The following is a 16,366-nucleotide window of genomic DNA, read 5'->3' on the forward strand; positions in this document are numbered from 1 at the left end:
GGATTAAACGCATTACATGATTAAAGCATGTCGGCACACCATTGAAGCATGAGGATCAGCATAGCCGCAATACTCAACGACTCCAGTTTATAACCGATTCCCCAGGCCGTTTTAATCCGGATACGCTCGGATGCACGATGCAGCTTTTTACGGAGCCGGTTCAGATGGGTATCGATCATTCGATCGTCGTCCGTGGGATTGTAATTCCAAACCCGGCGAAGAAGCTCTTGTCTGCTCACGATCTCGCCGGGTTTGGCCGCCATGGCCCATAGAATGGAAAACTCTTTGCGGGTCAAAATCAAATCTTGATCTAACACAAATGCCCGAAAGGTCGTTCGATCCATGCGCAGCGGTCCGAAATGAAGCACGGAAGCGGCATCCTGTTTGGCATCCATCGATGAGCCTCGACGCAGCAGCACTTGAATGCGCAGCATCAGTTCCTTCCAGTTGAACGAGCTGGACATCACATCGTCCGCACCGGCTTCAAAGCAAGCGATGCGCTCCTCTCCCCCCATTCCCTCGTCTGCAAGGACAAATAAAAGCCCGCTGGAGATATCGCGAATCTTCCTGCACAGTTCCGCACAGTTCACTTTGGCCGCACGAAAGTTAAGGAGAATAATGTCCGGCTCCAGCTTGATCGTCTGAACCAGCCCGCTAAGCCCATCCGGGACGCACTCCACGCGGATCCAGTTACGAAAGTAACGGCTGGTATGCTCCAAAAAATGTTCGTCATCATCGATGACAAGCATCGTTTTCAAATGGTTGCGCTCCCCCGCCGGCGTTTCCTGCTCGGACATTGTCCCTCCGACTCCTTTAGAAAGCGGTTACAATTCCATAATTATTCGCTTTATACATTCGATACTCCTTCTGGATCAGCCGGGTTTATGAAATTTTTCTCACTTTTAGTTCAATGGATAATGACAGGCGACGAAATGGTTATCTGCAACTTTCGCGAACGCCGGTTCTACCTCGGCGCACTTCTGTGTGGCAAACGGGCAACGTGTCCTGAAACGGCAGCCGGACGGCGGATTGATGGGACTGGGCACATCGCCTTCCAGCACCATTTTCTTCTCGTCTCTTTGCCTCGGATCCGCCACCGGATTGGCCGATAACAACGCCTGCGTATAAGGATGCTGGGGCTTAGCGAACAGCGTATCCGTTTCCGCAAGCTCGACAAGTTTACCGAGATACATGACGCCCACCCGGCTGCTGATATGCCGAACGACGTTAAGGCCGTGCGAAACGAACAAATACGTAAGGTTAAATTGTTTCTGCAGATCCTCAAGTAAGTTAATGATTTGCGACTGGATCGATACGTCGAGGGCGGACACCGGCTCATCCAATACGATTAGCTTCGGATTCAGAGCGAGCGCTCTTGCGATTCCGATCCTTTGACGCTGTCCGCCGCTGAATTCGTGCGGGTATCGGCGAATGTGGTAAGGGCTTAATCCCACCATCTCAAGAAGCTCCTGAACACGATGCTCACGCTCGGATTTCCGGCTCATTCCATGAATGCGCAGCACCCGCGCGATCGATTCCCCCACACTTAACCGGGGATTCAAGGAAGAGAACGGATCCTGGAAAATGTACTGCATATCTCTGCGCAAGCCGCGCATATCTTTCTCGGACAGCGAGAAAATGTTGCGCCCTTCAAATTCCACGGTTCCGCTTGACGCATTAAGAATGCGCAGCATTGTTTTGCCGATCGTCGATTTGCCGCAGCCGCTTTCCCCTACTAAACCAAGCGTTTCGCCTCGGTGGATGTCGAAGCTGACATCATCGACCGCTTTCACATGCGCTAAGACGCGGTCGAATAACCCGCCCTTTACGGGAAAATACTTCTTGACGTTTCGAACACTCAGAAGGACTTCATCTGTCTTCGTTTCTTGTTCCTTTTGGGCTTCAAACAGCGCTATGCTCATTAAGATTGCCCTCCCAACGCTCGGTGTACTTCCAGCAGCGAACCGTCTCTTCTTGGCCGACGGTAATGACTGCGGGTACTTCGGACCGGCATAAGTCCGTCGCAAATTCACAGCGTGGCGCGAACCGGCAGCCCGGCGGAAGGTGAAGCGGATTCGGAACAACGCCTTCGATCGTTTTCAGTTTGCCGGTTCTTTTCTTGTGGCTCGGCATCGATTCCAGCAAGCCGATGGTATAAGGATGCTTAGGATTTTCGAAAATCGTGTAAACATCTCCCTGTTCCACCACCTGTCCGGCGTACATAACGACAACCCGGTCGGCGACTTCGGCCACGACACCGAGATCGTGCGTGATCAGAATAATAGATGTGTTTGTTTTTTCTTTTAATTGCTTCATGAGATGCAGAATTTGATTTTGAATCGTGACGTCCAGCGCCGTTGTCGGCTCGTCGGCGATGAGCAATTCGGGATTGCAGGCGAGTGCGATGGCGATCATCACCCGCTGCCTCATGCCTCCGCTGAGCTCGTGGGGATATTGGCTGACACGCCGCTCCGCCTCGGGAATGCCGACAAGCTCCAACAATCGCACGGCCTCTTTTAACGCTTGCTTCTTCTTCATGCCTTGGTGAAGCTTCAGTGACTCTGCGATTTGGTCTCCTACCCGGTAGACCGGATTTAGCGAAGTCATTGGCTCTTGGAAAATCATCGAGATTTTATTTCCGCGGATTTGTCTCATCTGCGCATTGGTTTTGGTGAGCAGACTTTCTCCGTTAAATGTGATATCGCCTTCCACGATCTTGCCTGGAGGGGAAGGGATCAATCTCATAATCGACAATGACGTCACGCTTTTACCGCTGCCGGACTCGCCCACGATAGCCAGCGTTTCCCCGCGCAGCACCTCGAAGTCGACTCCATCAATGGCTGGAACGACGCCTTCTTCCGTATAGAAATACGTCTTTAACCCTTTGACCTGAACAATCGGATCCGGATGGCTCTGCAACCTCGTCATCATCGCGGCCCTCCTACTTGTTTTTTTGTCTCGGATCGAGCGCGTCCCGCAGACCGTCGCCGATGAAGTTCACGGCAAGAACCGCAATCATGATGCACAATCCTGGAAATAGCGCCGTCCAAGGATACGTCGTTAACGTAACAAGCTCCTGGGCGGAAGAAAGCATGTTTCCCCAGCTCGGCGTCGGCGGCTGGATCCCCAAGCCTAAGAAACTGAGCGTCGCTTCGGCGATAATGTTATTGGCGATATCCAGCGTCGCGATGACGATAATCGGTGCAATAGCATTCGGGAGAATGTGATAAAAAATGATCGCCCTCTTCGGCTCCCCGGTCACCAGCGCCGCAGTGGCGTAATCCCTCTCTTTAAGCGACAGAATCTCCCCTCGCACGATCCGTGCCATATTGAGCCAACCGAAAGTGCTTAGCGCAATAATAGTAGACCACATGGAGGGAACCATTATCGCCGCGATGATGAGCAGCAAGAAGAAGGACGGGATCGACTGTAAAGCGTCGACGATTCTCATCATGATCATATCGACGGCTCGCCCGAAATAACCGGAGACCGCCCCATAGATCACACCGAAAGCAACGGTAACGGTGGTTGCGATAACGGCCACGGATAAGGAAATGCGGGCGCCGAACAGCGCGCGGATAAACACGTCTGCCCCCATGGAATCGGTGCCGAACGGGTGGCTTAAACTCGGCGCGAGGTCGGCGTCCATTATATCGAAAGATTCCGGATCATATTGAGAGAATAGTGGAGCAAAAATGGCTGCCAGAATATAGATCGTGAACACAATAAATCCGGCAACCGCGAACTTGTTTCGCTTATACCTGTTCCAAACGGCTGCCGCTCTCGTTTGCATTTTGCCTTGCTGGGACCACTCGGTTTGCCGCTCGGCGGCCAGACCTTGATCGATTACCGCGTTTTGCTGGCTCACGTTCCGTGTTCACCTCGTTTTAGGTTTTCCCGTACTGGATCCTTGGGTCAACGACAGCATATAGAATATCCGCAAGCAAGTTTCCGATGACGACCAGCACGGCTGTAACCATGGTGACGCCCATAATAACCTGGTAATCACGGATAAAGATCGAACCGATCGCCAGCCTGCCCATACCCGGCCATGCGAATATTTGCTCAATGATCAGCGCCCCGCCGAACAAATGGGGCAGCTGCAATCCGATGAGTGTAATGATCGGGAGCAGCGCGTTGCGGAACGCATGCTTGAATACAACCTTGCCTTCGGTTACCCCTTTGGCACGAGCCGTTCGAATATAATCTTGGTGAATAACCTCCAGCATGCTGGACCGCATGAACCGGGAGTACTGGGCGACAAGGCCGAACGCCAATACGGATGCCGGTAGAATCAAATGATATAAAATATCAAGAGCAGTCGGCAGGTTCCCCCCGTCACCCCGCATGTTGCTCGCCGGGAACCATCCGAGTTTTAACGAGAATACGAGCATCATCATGATCGCAAAGAAAAAGGACGGAATGGATATGCCCAAAAACGACAAAAACGTAAACGTATTATCAAGCGGAGAATATTGCCGGACCGCGGAATAGATTCCGATCGGTATCGCGATTAAAAAAGATATGAATATAGCGGTCCCCATGAGAAGCAACGTTGCCGGGATTCTCTCCACGATTTTTTCCAACACCGGTCTGCCGTCCTGGAACGAATAGCCGAAATCGCCATCCAGGACGATCATTTTGATCCATTTCGCGTATTGAACATAAATCGGTTTGTCGACTCCAAGTTTGTCACGTATGGCGGATAAATCCTGCTCTGCACCTTTGGAGGACTCCGGATTGACGAACATGGCGGTCGGATCGCCGGGGGCCATGGTCATCAAGAGAAAAGATACGATCGAAATAATGAACAACAACGGGATCATTTGTACGATTCTTCGCAGAATATAGGGAAACAGGGCACACCCTTCTTTCCTGTCATAATGACAGCCGCCGCGACGATTCGAAGTCGTCGACGGCGGCTGTTCTACCGGTCACGATGATCGCCGATTATTTCTTCCAATACCAGTCTTCGATATTGAAGTACGGGCTGGACAACGAAATCCGTACGCCCAACAGATTTTTGTTCATGCCGGCCGTCAGTTTCGGATGGTGGGTGAAGATGGCGATCGCTTCATCGGCCAGGAACGCATGCAGCTCTTGATAAATTTTGTTGCGTTTCGACGAATCCTCTTCTTGCAGGTAAGCTTCCAGCAGCTGGTCTACCTTCGAGTAATGAACGTGCCATGCATTGTTGCCGCCGTCACCGTTTTTGTCCGGAATCGCGGAGGAATGCAGGATGCCGTAGTGTTCGACGTTACCGTCATACCCACCCCAAGCTAAAACGTACATATCCAGCGTGCCTTTTTGTTGTTTATCCAGGAACAGAGACCATTCATAGCCGCGAACCGATGCCTTGATGCCCAGCTTTTTCAGGTTTTGCGCCAAAATTTGCGCAACCTTCGGACGTGTTACGTTGCCGTTGTTGTAGGCAATTTCAATTTCGAACTTCTTTCCGTCTTTTTCCAGGATGCCGTCAGAGCCTTTCTTCCAGCCGGCTTCCGCGAGCAGCTGGGCTGCTTTGTTCAGATCCAGCGGGTAAGGCTTAACATTCTTGTTTTCCTGAGGCAATTTCGGATGGAACGGACCGGTGCCGAGATAACCGCGGCCCAGCATGATTTTGGATACGACGGCTTGACGGTCCATCGCATAGTTCATGGCTTGACGAACTTTCTTGTCTTGGAAAAGCGGGTTGTCGTTATTCCAGCCGATGTAATCGAAACGTCCGCGGTCGTAAACAACCGTTTTCAGATTCGAGGATTTCTCTACATCTGCGACGGTTCTAGGTGAAATAACTTGCACAAAATCAACGTCGCCTTTGATCAGATTGATGGACTCTACGTTATTATCCGGGAGAATCCGGGTAATAACCTCGTCCAGATAGGGACGTCCATTCCAGTAATCGTTGAATGCCGACACGACAACGCGTTCGTCGGTTCTCCATTCTTTGAACTTGAATGGGCCGGTGCCGACCGGATGACGGGAGAAATAGCTGTTGTCGGCATTGTAATCGTCAATGCCTCTCGGGAACAGGTGTTTCGGAAGAATGGCTCCCGAGTTTGCGGCATTCGTCAGGAAGAAAACGTTCTTTTTCTTGAGGGTGAATTTTACCGTGAGATCGTTCACCACGGTGACGCTCTGGATATCCGTGAAATCCGCTTTATATGTGTTCAGCGTTTTGGGATGCGTATACATATCGAATGAGAACTTCACGTCGTTGGCCGTCACCGGTTTTCCGTCGTGGAATTTCATCCCCTTGCGGAGATAGAACGTGTAGCTTAATGTCTTCGCGTCGTAAGTCCAACGCTCGGCCATTCCGGGAATCGGCTGGCCGTAAAAGTCTTTACGGACGAGCGAGTCGAAAACCATGCCGATAATGTCATTGGAAGCTTGGTCGTTGGCCCGAAGCGGAATGAGCGTCACCGCATCCGAGAAAGAGGTGAGCACCACTTTTCCGCCCACTTTTTTCGGATCGAAACCGGATCTCGCAGCACTGGAAACGCCGCTGAGCAGCGATATTAGCAATACTGCCGCAATTGTGACAGCTGTCAGTTTTTTGATCATGAACTGATCCTCCTATGAGTGATGATGATTATTTGTTCTCCGTTTTCTTCTCCGCCGTGGCCACGATCGAAGTCACGAATCCGTCGGAGTTGATTTCGACCGTTCCAGTCAGCGTGTTGCCGGTTTGGAGAGCGGTCAGTTCAGTGAGGGTCAGCTTTTGGTCTTTGTCCGTTGCGGATGCCGCTTTCAACGTAATTTTTACGTCGTCGGCAACTTTGAAGCTCAGATTGGCAAGTGCGTCGTCCGAGAAATCGAGCGTCAAGCCGTTGAAACCAACCGTGAACGGTTTCTCTTCCGCCTTGGCTACCCGAAGATCCAGCAGCGTGACCTCATCGTTTTGGTTGTTCACATAGGCACCGCCGGCAAAGGTCACGCCTGCTCCGCTGTAGTTGCCGAAGCCTTTCAATGTGAACGTTCCGTTCGGATCATTCGGCAACGGATTGACAACGGCTCTCAGATCGATGTTGCGAAGTGTGCTGTTGATGCTCACCTTGCCGGATTTGTAAACGATGCTGCCTTCCTCAAGTAACAGGCTGTGGCCCGACAAGAACGAGATCTCGCCCTTGGCGTTGAGCAAGACCTGAACCGCCGTACCAGGCCCGAAGGACGATAGATCGTCGCTTTGCCCGCTGAGGAACAAAGACGCATCCTTGTCGAGCTTGTATGTAACGTTCTCCCGACCGTTATTCAATACGACCGCATCGTCGCCCTTCAATTCGACGACTACACCGCTGTCGCTTTTAAAGGTGCCTTTGAGCGTGATAACCTGATCGATGGCCACCGCTGCGGCTCCTCTCGTGACGACAGCGTCCAGATCGGTATCGATATCAAGGACGCCTTTGCGCTCGAGATAGAACAAATAATCGATCGGACGGTCCGACCAGCTTAATTTCAAACCGAGACCTGCTGCAAGCGCCCGGCTGAACTCCGCGTAAGTGACCGCTTTTTTCGAGTTAAAATTGCCTTTGGCGTCCAGCTTCAGCAGACCGTTGCCGATAACTTTGGCCACCGAGGCATAATCTTTACTATTGCTCGATACATCTTTAATTTTCACGCTTTTAGGCGCGTTCAGCTTCAAAACTTGTGTAAGCGCATACACAAAATCGCCGCGAGTTAATGCAGCATCCGGATTGTAAGAAGTACCTGAAGCGGGCAGCACGTGAAGCGATACGAGTTTGTTCATCGATACCTCTCCCGGCAAGCCGGCGGTATCATCCAGAGAAGCGGCAAAAACCGAAGAACTGCCTAACGTTAGTGCGGCTGACAGCGTGCATGCAATGGCCATTTTACGAAGTCTCAATTTGCTTCCTCCCTAAACAATGTGATCAATTCTTAGTGCATCGTGTTCTCGAATGCTGGTGTCACTCGTGCTGATTGCTAATCACCCAGAACATTCTCTACGAGGCGACCTCCTTTGGAAGGGCAATTTTTAGCAATTGAAAACGTATTCGTAAATATTTATCTTAATTCCTGTCGTGGTTTCTAACGGAAGAATAACAAATATCTAACAAAAATATTGGCGCAAAATTCGCCATTATTCTCAATTTGTTTTGAAAAGGGAAGTCCATGGCTTGCTCAGAGGGAAGCCCCCCCTCCCTCCCTTTTTGTGTCCGAAGCGTTTGAGCGTTACTATATACGGTAATGAGACATAATCAAGTCATGCGAGAACAAGGAGGATGTAAACATGGAATTCCGGATCGAAAAAGATACGATGGGAGAAATCGCCGTGCCTGCCGACAAGCTGTGGGGCGCCCAAACGCAGCGCAGCTTGGAAAACTTCCGCATCGGAACCGAGAAAATGCCGATCGAGCTCATTCGCGCGTTGGCGATATTAAAAAGAAGCGCAGCGGTCGTGAATCTTGAGCTCGGAAAGCTCGCCGACGACAAAGCAACGGCGATCATTCGGGCGGCCGACGAGATCATCTCGGGCAAGTGGGACGATCAATTCCCCCTCGCCGTATGGCAAACGGGCAGCGGGACCCAGTCGAATATGAATGTGAATGAAGTGATCGCCCATTTGGCCTCGCCGCAGGGTGCCGTTAACGTTCATCCCAACGACGACGTGAATATGTCCCAAAGCTCCAACGACACCTTCCCTACCGCGATGCATATGGCGGCACTCACCGCCGTTGAAGACCGGGTGCTCCCTGCCGTTGCCGTGTTGAAAAAAACGCTGGAGGACAAAAGCCGTCATTTCGCAGATATCATTAAAATCGGACGTACCCACTTGCAGGATGCCACTCCACTCACCCTCGGCCAAGAAATCAGCGGCTGGGTTCGCATGCTCGGCAAATCGGAAGCCATGATTCGCGCTTCATCCGAAAATCTGCGTGAGCTCGCCATCGGCGGAACCGCCGTCGGCACCGGCATTAACGCCCACCCGGAATTCGGGGAGCGTGTGGCCGCGGAAATCAGCAAGCAGACAGGACGAAAGTTCGTTAGTGCCGAGAATAAATTCCACGCGCTCACAAGCCACGATGAGCTCGTGTTTGTTCATGGCGCCATGAAAGCTCTCGCGGCCGATCTCATGAAGATCGCCAACGACGTCCGGTGGCTCTCCAGCGGTCCCCGCAGCGGCATAGGAGAAATTACGATTCCTGCCAACGAGCCGGGCAGCTCGATTATGCCGGGCAAAGTGAATCCGACGCAGTCGGAAGCGATGACGATGGTCGTCTGCCAGGTCATGGGCAATGATGCTGCGATCGGATTCGCCGCAAGTCAAGGAAACTTCGAGCTCAATGTGTTCAAGCCGGTCATCGCCCATACGTTCCTGCAGTCCGCACGCTTGCTCGCCGACGCCATCCACTCCTTCAACGATCATTGCGCGGTCGGAATAGAGCCGAATATGCCGGTCATTCAGGGACACCTTGAGCGTTCGCTCATGCTGGTCACCGCGCTGAATCCGCTGATCGGCTACGAGAATGCGGCCATGATCGCCAAAACTGCGCATAAAGAAGGCCTCACGTTGAAGCAGGCCGCATTGAAAAGCGGCTTGTTGACGGAGGAGCAATTCGATGAGATCGTCAAACCTGAAAAAATGATACGGCAGTAAAGTTAATTAATGAGGTTAACTATTTCTTGTCAGCAGATCCCCTACACGTTACAGTAAAAGAGTAAGGCGTTCTCGACGAATAAAGAACATAATTTATATTATGTAAACAAGGGGCGAGTCCCGCGTGAACATTCAGAAAATCAAAGACCGGGAAGAGCTCGAAAAGCACATTCCGGGTATGCCCTGGTACGTCGAAAAATTCATCAACTATAAGCTGCCCGACCTCTCCCCATCCTCTTTACTTGAATACGTGAGGGATTATGAGACGTTTTTCTCCTGGCTGCTGGCGGAAGGGCTGACCTCCGCCTCTTCCATCAGCGCCATACCGATTGAAGATTTGGAACATTTGCACATGGACAGTGTCGACAATTTTCGAATGTTTCTCGCAACGCGCAAAGAACAGACGAACGGCAAAACCACCATTTCGCGCAAGCTCTCTTCTCTTCGGTCGCTCTTTCACTATCTCAGTCAAATTGCCGAGGATGACAATTTTTATCCGCTGTTAAAGCGGAATGTTATGGCGAAGGTGTCAGTGAAACGAACCCACAAGCCGAAGGATACGGCCGCCAAGCTCGAAGGAAAGCTGCTTCAGGAGCAGGAAATTATCGAGTTTATCAACTATATCCGTCACGATTACGCGCATGATGTGGCGGCGAACAAGCAGGCGACCTACGCGCATGAGCTGAACCATATACGGGATTGCTGCATCGTCAGCCTCATCCTCAATTCCGGACTTCGTGTTTCCGAGTTGGTGAATCTCAATCTGGACGATTTGGATTTGAAGAAAAAGCTGGTATACGTCTACCGCAAAGGGAAAAACGACGATTCTTTTAAAACGCCCGTATACTTCCGTCAGGATGCCGTCGATGATATCGAGGAGTATTTGGCGCAGCGGGAATCCCGCTATAAAGCGCCTAAACGCGAAAAAGCCTTGTTCCTGGCGATCGCCAACGGCCGGAAAGAAGGCTCGCGCATGACCAAGCGGGCCATTCAGGAAATGGTGATGAAATACGCCAAAAGGTTCGGCAAGCCTTACTTATCCGTGCACAAGCTTCGTCACTCGTTCGCGACAGACTATTACTTGCGCAACGATCTTTACAAAACCCAAGAGCAGCTCGGCCACGCATCACCGGAAACAACACAAATTTACGCTCATTTGACCGATAAAACGATGGAAGAAGCGATTGACCGCAGGTAAGCGGCCGAACAAAAAAATGAGGGGACTCGGTGGAGTCTCCTCATTTTTTGCTCTGTTTCGAGGCTAGCCAAAAAACGAAAATGACGATTGGAATGAAAACGAACCACGGAATGTTAATCGTACCGCAATCCAATGCTATTTATTACGATATGCTTGAGCGAGGCGTTTCGGTGCGGCGCGCAAATAGGCTTCGACAATCAGCTCGCTGAGTTCGTTCCAATCCTCGATTTCTTTGCAGTTGATCGAAACCCAGCCGTGCTGACCGATGTATGCCGTGCGGTAATAGGGGCCTTTTTGGATCAGAAGCTGCTGGGTCTCCTTGTCGCTCTTAAAGCTGAGCGAGCCGCCTTCACCCTTTTCTCCTTCTCCCATCATGACGAACGATTTGTCTCGCACCTTGAAAGTCGTGTGTCCGAAACCGTCGATCTTCTCTTCCGCCTCGGGCAGACCGCGGGTGATCGCCCGAATCCTGTCACGTACGGCAAGCGCGATTTCGGAAACGAGGACGTGTTCGCTTTCAAATGCCATCTCTTTCGGCTCCTTTTCGGGTATCCTATCGGTTCTTATTCTTCCTTCACGGCAGAGCGGTTAATCGCATCAAGGAACTCTTGACCGTAGTAGAAATAGAGACCGATTCTCCAGAAAGCCGCACCTTTCAGATGATAACGTTTGGCCAGTCCAAGCTTATCATCGATGGAAGCCGGCGTCTCGCTGTTGAGGTCGACTCCGAGCAGCAGTTTCTGCGCAGGAACGCCCGCCTTAAGGAGCGCCGTAAGTGCGGCATCCACTTTGGCGTTCGGTTGAGGCGTGTGCTTCACCGTTCCAATCGGATGATACTCATAGGCCATAATGACAAGATCGTCGGCTAAATCCGCGAGCGTACGGTAATCGTAGCCTTTATAATTGCTGTTCGGAGGCGGTACCGCGAGTGAGAGCTTGATTCCCTGAGGCGAGAGTTGTTCTGCCAGCAACCGTGCGTAGTCGTTCAGCAGCTTCTGTTGCTCCGCCGCGTTCAGTTTGAAACCTAGACCTTCAAAATCGAGCATAACGCCTTGGAATCCTTTTTCTGCAGCCAGCGATACGATCTTTTCAATCGAGCGGGAACGGAGCGTCTCGTCGCTTAACAGTTTCGTCAATTCAAGATTGCCGTCCGAGCCATAAACCATTAAATAGGGCGTCTTCCCTTGGGATGCGGTATTCGATACGATCGCTTCAGGCGTGTCGGACCCGGCTGCGGGCGGCCAGTAAAAATCTTTGCCCGAAGTGGTCAGCTCCCCGTTCTGATCGACCCGGATCCATCCGAACGCAACGGAGTTCATATCCTGAATTCTCTCACGCTCCGCATAAGAGCTGATGGCATAGAAGCCCCGCAGATGCATCTGCCGGACCGGCGAAACGATCGAGACGGTGCGTGTGGCGCCGTTCCAGCCTACTTTCGCGCCGAACTGGGTGCTGAAAAAGTTGAGCGGGATTAAAGTCCGATTGTTCGAGGTGAAAGGTGCTGCGACCAGCTTCGCAGGCTGCCCGTTGACTTCCGCAGTCGGTTTCCCGAGGTGCAAAACAACGGTTTTACTTTCCCCTTCCACCTTTTGGGTCGCGGTGATCGTTTTGGTCGATTGATCCCATTCAATCTCGACCCCGAGCGGTTCGGCGATCGCGCGGAACGGAACGAACGTGATATCGTGGTTAATTTGCGGAGCAGCTTCGGTAAAGATCAACGAAACGTCGTCGAGCAGCACGGTGACGGGCTTCGGAGCCGCTGTCGCCATATTCCCTGCGGAGCACGTAAAGGTTATGCCGGCAAGCGAAGCCGCGGCCAACCACTTTCCCCATTTGTTCATTCTCTCAATCTCCCATGCAGAAGTTGTAAAATTTAATAGTATTATAGCAAAAGGATTCCTCCCGGTCGAAAGCATAAAGGACTAAAAATAATGGCGTGTCCGATCGATCTGCCGATTAGACACGCCATTTTCATTGTTATTTTGCTGTAGTCAATGCCAACCGCCAATCATTGCATCGCATGATGCTGCCAGGTGGGTATTCAAATTCACACTCACCCAAAAGCGTGAAGTTCAGCTTTCGGCATATTGCATTTGAGGCAGAGTTATACATGGATGGGAAGGCATGTATAAAATTGTGCTTTTTTTCGGCACTTGCTAGTTTAATAACTTCCGCGACAGCTTCGGTTGCGATTCCCCTGCCCTGATAACGGGGCAGGACACCCCATCCTGTCTCGCACACGTTCTCTCCATTCCAGACTTTGTCCCAATAGCCGACACTACCGACGGTTTCATTACTCTGAAGCAGCACAATCGTAAACATACGGCCAGTACCTCTTCCACCGACTTCTAAGTACCGCTTATGGCGTGATAGGATCTGCTCTTCCGATTCCGGGCCACCCAGGTGTTCTGTCATCTCAGATGTGTTTAGAAGCCGTAGCAAATCTAGATCAGCATCACTCCAAGGTTGAATCTTCACCTGCGGTGCTGGCATGTATTTTCCCCCACTTCTCGTATGATCTCGCCGTCGTTGTTAACATAATGAATGTTATGTATATTCTTTGCGAAACTCGAACTTAGTCCATCACTGCATCCGCTTTTAAAATCCCCTTGCCAACGGCCCGGTCCAAAAGCTCCATCGCAAAACGCCACAAATGCGGACAGATAGATTCTACAGGCGCAACCCGGCGAACCACCTGAGACCGCACGATTCCATGCTTCACCCAGCTGGCGCCTCCGGTGTAATAGTTGTGTACTAACGGGAGCAGGCGGTCCATGGCGTTCGCGTAGCGGGATTCTTTCGTCTCGACAGCTTCGAATTCTTTCCACAATTCCGTCCACTCGTCGCGCTGATCGTCGGGCAGCAGCCCGAAAATGCGCCGGGCAGCGGCTTGCTCTCTTTCTTCTTTATCCACGTAGCCGGCCGAGTCGTATGCAAACGTGTCTCCCGCATCGATTTCCACAATATCGTGGATCAGCAGCATACGAACGACCCGGTCCAAGTTCGGACGAGGTTCTTCCGCATATTCATGCATCAACATGGCGAAGACGGCAATGTTCCAGCTATGTTCGGCCGTGTTTTCGAAACGTGAGGCGTCCATGATCCGCGTGCGCCGCAGTACCCCTTTCAGTTTGTCGATCTCCGCGATAAACGAGATTTGCCGGGTTAAACGTTCATCCATCCACGATTCCATCTGTAGGCATCTCCTTCAACGTCTATAATGCCGTTATATCATATCAAACCAACAATTCGTCTCCAATCGGCCGGCAGCGCAACCGATTCTTTCGGAATGCGACTCAAATCGAACGCCGGAATCAAGTCCTTTGCTTTCACGGCGTGAGGTAGATCCAGCAGGCCGTAAAGCCATCCCATCAAACCGACAATCCGCTCGGGAGAAACGCCCGATTCGCGCAGAGCGTTCAACGCAATGTCGCCATGTCGTTTGGCCAGCCTGCTGCCATCCGGCCCTCTCATCAGAGGCGCATGGGCAAATCTGGGAGGCACGCCGCCAAGCGCTTCATACAAAAGCAACTGCCGCGGCGTCGATTCGAGCAAATCCCATCCTCGTAAAACATCGGTAATCTCCATCGCCATATCATCTATCACCACAGCTAATTGATAGCCGACGATCCCGTCCGCACGCTTTACGACGAAGTCTCCTCCTGACCCCGCAGTAAAATGTACCAACCCCGCAATCCCGTCCTCGAATTGAACCGGCTTGTCCGGCAAGGCAAACCGCAGAGACGGCGTTTTGCCCGCTTCGCGCTCCGCCCTTTCCTTATCTGATAATCCACGGCAAGTTCCGGGATAAGCCGGTCCTTCCGCGGACAAACCATGCGGGGCATTCGCAATTGACAATAAGTCGGCCCTGCTGCAGTAGCAACGGTATAGCAAGCTCTCTCGTTCCAGCCGGTCCAATGCCGCAGTGTACAGGCCGCCTCTTTTGCTCTGCTCATAGGGAGCATACGGGCCTTCGGAGTCCGGCCCTTCATCCCAGTCCAATCCGAGCCATCGCATGTCTTCCAGAGACCGGGCGGTCCATTCGGGTTTGCAGCGCGGCCGGTCAAGATCCTCAATACGCAACACCATGGTGCCGCCCAACGATCTGACTTGGAGCCAGGCCAACAGTGCGGTTCCCGCGTTACCCAAGTGCAGCAGTCCCGAAGGTGTCGGAGCGAAACGCCCGCGAACCTTTTCATTTTGAACCGGCATTCCGCTCATCCCCTTTCACAACGCGATTCCATTGTACCATTTCAAGGCCATGGTCATAAAAAACCTCCCCGGTTATCGTCCGAGGAGGATGCCTGTTCATTTTCCGCTTAGCACAGATTCGATTTGTAGGCGATGATGGGCGTCATGATGAATGAAGTCTTCCAGGTAGGCCTTCATGGAGAATGGATTTCCGTCGGCATCCCGCTCCGTTCGTTCATATTCGCTTTCGGGAAACTGACGAACGGCATTTGCGATTTGATCACGCGTATTCGCGGTTTGTTCGATGAGGTACGACCAAAACAGAGGACGGCATTCGTTTTTGGCATTTTCGTTGAACGCGTTGAAATCTAGACTATGATAGGTTAACGGGGTTCCTTCGATCAGGGGCCGGACGGCATGCTCCCAAAAGAAAATGTCCCATTTCCACATATGGGCGATGACGTCTCTAACAGCCCATTTGCCCTCTGCGACCGCCTTCAACTGGTCCGATTCCGGGAGCGAATCGAGCGAGCGGACATAATCTGCCCATCCTTCAAACTGCTGCCTCAAACTGATGACATCCGTCATTTCGCCTGATCCCCTCTTTGCTCCATGAATTGTCGGATTTTCACAAGTTCATCGGTTAATTTTGCGATCGCCTTCTCGTTGCGGCTTTGCTGTTCATACAACTGCCTTGTTTCTCCGTACAATTCGGCCAACACGGAGTGGTTAACGGCAGCACGAATGATGAGATACAAAACCATTAAAGTGATGCCGGTGGTGATAATCCAGAGAATTACCGCCATCATCGGCCGTCACCAGCCCATTCTTTCGCGCAGCGACGTAATATGAGCCACGTGATGGCGGCTGTGCCAGGCATATAAGCCAAGCGTGCGATCCAATCGTTGGACCTGCTGGGACCCGGGGTGAAAAAATGTTTTGGCAAAGTCGGCATCGGACATGGACTGCAGCAGGAGGATCCAACGCGCATGAAGCCCCTTCAGGAGGTCCAAAGAAAGCTGCGGTTCCGCGGAAACGCTGTCCGGAAGCGCCGCCCAATCTCCTTCCTCATATGGCTTGATTGTCGGCCGCTCCTCCGTCAGCGCCAGCTTCATGCGGATGAAGGCGTTCATATGGCTGTCCGCCAAGTGATGAACGACCTGCCTTACCGTCCAGCCTCCATCCCGATAAGGGGTGTTTAATTGCTCCGGCGAAAGCCCTTGGATCGCGGCCGCCAGTTTGTCCGGCAGCTGCTCGATATCGCGCATCCAAGCCTCTCTGTGCGCTGCCGTGATATCTCCTTCGTGATGGAATTTGCCCACCGGATAACGCAGATCTTCCGTCATGTTCCCAAACTCCTT

17 protein-coding genes are annotated in these 16,366 nt (G+C 52.0%); 2 read left to right on the plus strand and 15 right to left on the minus strand.

The features are described 5' to 3' along the window. Positions 1 to 20: 20 nt before the first annotated feature. The 7 genes from E5161_RS01830 to E5161_RS01860 form a co-directional block, all read right to left on the minus strand. Positions 21 to 797: a response regulator transcription factor gene (locus E5161_RS01830; RefSeq protein ID WP_136775879.1), complete on the minus strand. Its 777-nt coding sequence runs from the start codon at positions 795 to 797 to the stop codon at positions 21 to 23. Between the two features lie 105 nt (positions 798 to 902). Further along, positions 903 to 1,922 (minus strand): ABC transporter ATP-binding protein, encoded by a 1,020-nt coding sequence (locus E5161_RS01835; RefSeq protein WP_136775880.1) that lies wholly within the window; start codon positions 1,920 to 1,922, stop codon positions 903 to 905. Next, on the minus strand, positions 1,903 to 2,931 hold the full coding sequence (locus E5161_RS01840) for an ABC transporter ATP-binding protein (RefSeq protein WP_211246668.1): 1,029 nt from the start codon (positions 2,929 to 2,931) through the stop codon (positions 1,903 to 1,905). Before E5161_RS01840 ends, E5161_RS01835 begins: the two co-directional genes overlap by 20 nt. Positions 2,932 to 2,941: 10 nt before the next feature. Further along, positions 2,942 to 3,868: an ABC transporter permease gene (locus tag E5161_RS01845; RefSeq protein ID WP_136775881.1), complete on the minus strand. Its 927-nt coding sequence runs from the start codon at positions 3,866 to 3,868 to the stop codon at positions 2,942 to 2,944. Between the two features lie 19 nt (positions 3,869 to 3,887). Further along, complete coding sequence (locus tag E5161_RS01850; protein WP_136775882.1) at positions 3,888 to 4,859, minus strand: ABC transporter permease; 972 nt, start codon at positions 4,857 to 4,859, stop codon at positions 3,888 to 3,890. A 91-nt stretch (positions 4,860 to 4,950) separates the two neighbouring features. After that, the gene (locus tag E5161_RS01855) at positions 4,951 to 6,564 is read right to left on the minus strand and encodes an ABC transporter substrate-binding protein (protein ID WP_136775883.1); all 1,614 of its coding nucleotides are present in this window, start codon (positions 6,562 to 6,564) and stop codon (positions 4,951 to 4,953) included. A 28-nt stretch (positions 6,565 to 6,592) separates the two neighbouring features. Then, positions 6,593 to 7,864 carry an S-layer homology domain-containing protein gene (locus tag E5161_RS01860; RefSeq protein ID WP_136775884.1) on the minus strand — a complete coding sequence of 424 codons (1,272 nt, stop codon included), beginning with the start codon at positions 7,862 to 7,864 and terminating at the stop codon, positions 6,593 to 6,595. A gap of 384 nt (positions 7,865 to 8,248) precedes the next feature. On the opposite strand from E5161_RS01860, the gene fumC reads away from it, so the two are divergent. Further along, complete coding sequence (fumC, locus tag E5161_RS01865; RefSeq protein WP_136775885.1) at positions 8,249 to 9,616, plus strand: class II fumarate hydratase; 1,368 nt, start codon at positions 8,249 to 8,251, stop codon at positions 9,614 to 9,616. A gap of 124 nt (positions 9,617 to 9,740) precedes the next feature. Beyond that, positions 9,741 to 10,814 carry a tyrosine recombinase XerS gene (gene xerS / locus E5161_RS01870; protein WP_136775886.1) on the plus strand — a complete coding sequence of 358 codons (1,074 nt, stop codon included), beginning with the start codon at positions 9,741 to 9,743 and terminating at the stop codon, positions 10,812 to 10,814. A 135-nt stretch (positions 10,815 to 10,949) separates the two neighbouring features. Here the strand turns inward: xerS and E5161_RS01875 are convergent, their stop codons facing one another. The 8 genes from E5161_RS01875 to E5161_RS01910 form a co-directional block, all read right to left on the minus strand. After that, positions 10,950 to 11,342: an MmcQ/YjbR family DNA-binding protein gene (locus E5161_RS01875; RefSeq protein WP_136775887.1), complete on the minus strand. Its 393-nt coding sequence runs from the start codon at positions 11,340 to 11,342 to the stop codon at positions 10,950 to 10,952. A 35-nt stretch (positions 11,343 to 11,377) separates the two neighbouring features. Continuing rightward, positions 11,378 to 12,655, minus strand: a complete 1,278-nt coding sequence (locus E5161_RS01880; RefSeq protein ID WP_136775888.1) for a stalk domain-containing protein — start codon at positions 12,653 to 12,655, stop codon at positions 11,378 to 11,380. A 136-nt stretch (positions 12,656 to 12,791) separates the two neighbouring features. Continuing rightward, positions 12,792 to 13,307 (minus strand): GNAT family N-acetyltransferase, encoded by a 516-nt coding sequence (locus tag E5161_RS01885; protein ID WP_136775889.1) that lies wholly within the window; start codon positions 13,305 to 13,307, stop codon positions 12,792 to 12,794. A gap of 82 nt (positions 13,308 to 13,389) precedes the next feature. Further along, positions 13,390 to 14,007, minus strand: a complete 618-nt coding sequence (locus E5161_RS01890; protein ID WP_246042062.1) for an HD domain-containing protein — start codon at positions 14,005 to 14,007, stop codon at positions 13,390 to 13,392. A gap of 38 nt (positions 14,008 to 14,045) precedes the next feature. After that, positions 14,046 to 15,026 (minus strand): tRNA glutamyl-Q(34) synthetase GluQRS, encoded by a 981-nt coding sequence (gene gluQRS / locus E5161_RS01895; RefSeq protein WP_136775890.1) that lies wholly within the window; start codon positions 15,024 to 15,026, stop codon positions 14,046 to 14,048. Between the two features lie 96 nt (positions 15,027 to 15,122). Beyond that, positions 15,123 to 15,593, minus strand: a complete 471-nt coding sequence (locus E5161_RS01900; RefSeq protein WP_136775891.1) for a DinB family protein — start codon at positions 15,591 to 15,593, stop codon at positions 15,123 to 15,125. Next, a complete protein-coding gene (locus E5161_RS01905) occupies positions 15,590 to 15,814 on the minus strand; it encodes a hypothetical protein (protein WP_136775892.1) in 225 nt (74 codons plus the stop codon). Before E5161_RS01905 ends, E5161_RS01900 begins: the two co-directional genes overlap by 4 nt. Positions 15,815 to 15,820: 6 nt before the next feature. Further along, a complete protein-coding gene (locus E5161_RS01910; protein WP_136775893.1) occupies positions 15,821 to 16,351 on the minus strand; it encodes a YfiT family bacillithiol transferase in 531 nt (176 codons plus the stop codon). Positions 16,352 to 16,366 lie beyond the last annotated feature (15 nt).

Origin of the sequence: Cohnella pontilimi, assembly GCF_005049045.1 — a bacterium.
GTDB classification, from domain to species: Bacteria; Bacillota; Bacilli; order Paenibacillales; family Paenibacillaceae; genus Cohnella; species Cohnella pontilimi.

Excerpts from the sequence above, each read along its gene's own strand:
- gluQRS (WP_136775890.1), bottom strand. The coding sequence starts at position 15,026 with ATGCCGGTTCAAAATGAAAAGGTTCGCGGGCGTTTCGCTCCGACACCT.
- E5161_RS01840 (WP_211246668.1), bottom strand. The coding sequence starts at position 2,931 with ATGATGACGAGGTTGCAGAGCCATCCGGATCCGATTGTTCAGGTCAAA.
- E5161_RS01890 (WP_246042062.1), bottom strand. The coding sequence starts at position 14,007 with ATGGAATCGTGGATGGATGAACGTTTAACCCGGCAAATCTCGTTTATC.
- E5161_RS01880 (WP_136775888.1), bottom strand. The coding sequence starts at position 12,655 with ATGAACAAATGGGGAAAGTGGTTGGCCGCGGCTTCGCTTGCCGGCATA.
- E5161_RS01855 (WP_136775883.1), bottom strand. The coding sequence starts at position 6,564 with ATGATCAAAAAACTGACAGCTGTCACAATTGCGGCAGTATTGCTAATA.
- E5161_RS01900 (WP_136775891.1), bottom strand. The coding sequence starts at position 15,593 with ATGACGGATGTCATCAGTTTGAGGCAGCAGTTTGAAGGATGGGCAGAT.
- fumC (WP_136775885.1), top strand. The coding sequence starts at position 8,249 with ATGGAATTCCGGATCGAAAAAGATACGATGGGAGAAATCGCCGTGCCT.
- E5161_RS01875 (WP_136775887.1), bottom strand. The coding sequence starts at position 11,342 with ATGGCATTTGAAAGCGAACACGTCCTCGTTTCCGAAATCGCGCTTGCC.
- E5161_RS01905 (WP_136775892.1), bottom strand. The coding sequence starts at position 15,814 with ATGATGGCGGTAATTCTCTGGATTATCACCACCGGCATCACTTTAATG.
- E5161_RS01885 (WP_136775889.1), bottom strand. The coding sequence starts at position 13,307 with ATGCCAGCACCGCAGGTGAAGATTCAACCTTGGAGTGATGCTGATCTA.
- E5161_RS01830 (WP_136775879.1), bottom strand. The coding sequence starts at position 797 with ATGTCCGAGCAGGAAACGCCGGCGGGGGAGCGCAACCATTTGAAAACG.
- E5161_RS01835 (WP_136775880.1), bottom strand. The coding sequence starts at position 1,922 with ATGAGCATAGCGCTGTTTGAAGCCCAAAAGGAACAAGAAACGAAGACA.
- E5161_RS01910 (WP_136775893.1), bottom strand. The coding sequence starts at position 16,351 with ATGACGGAAGATCTGCGTTATCCGGTGGGCAAATTCCATCACGAAGGA.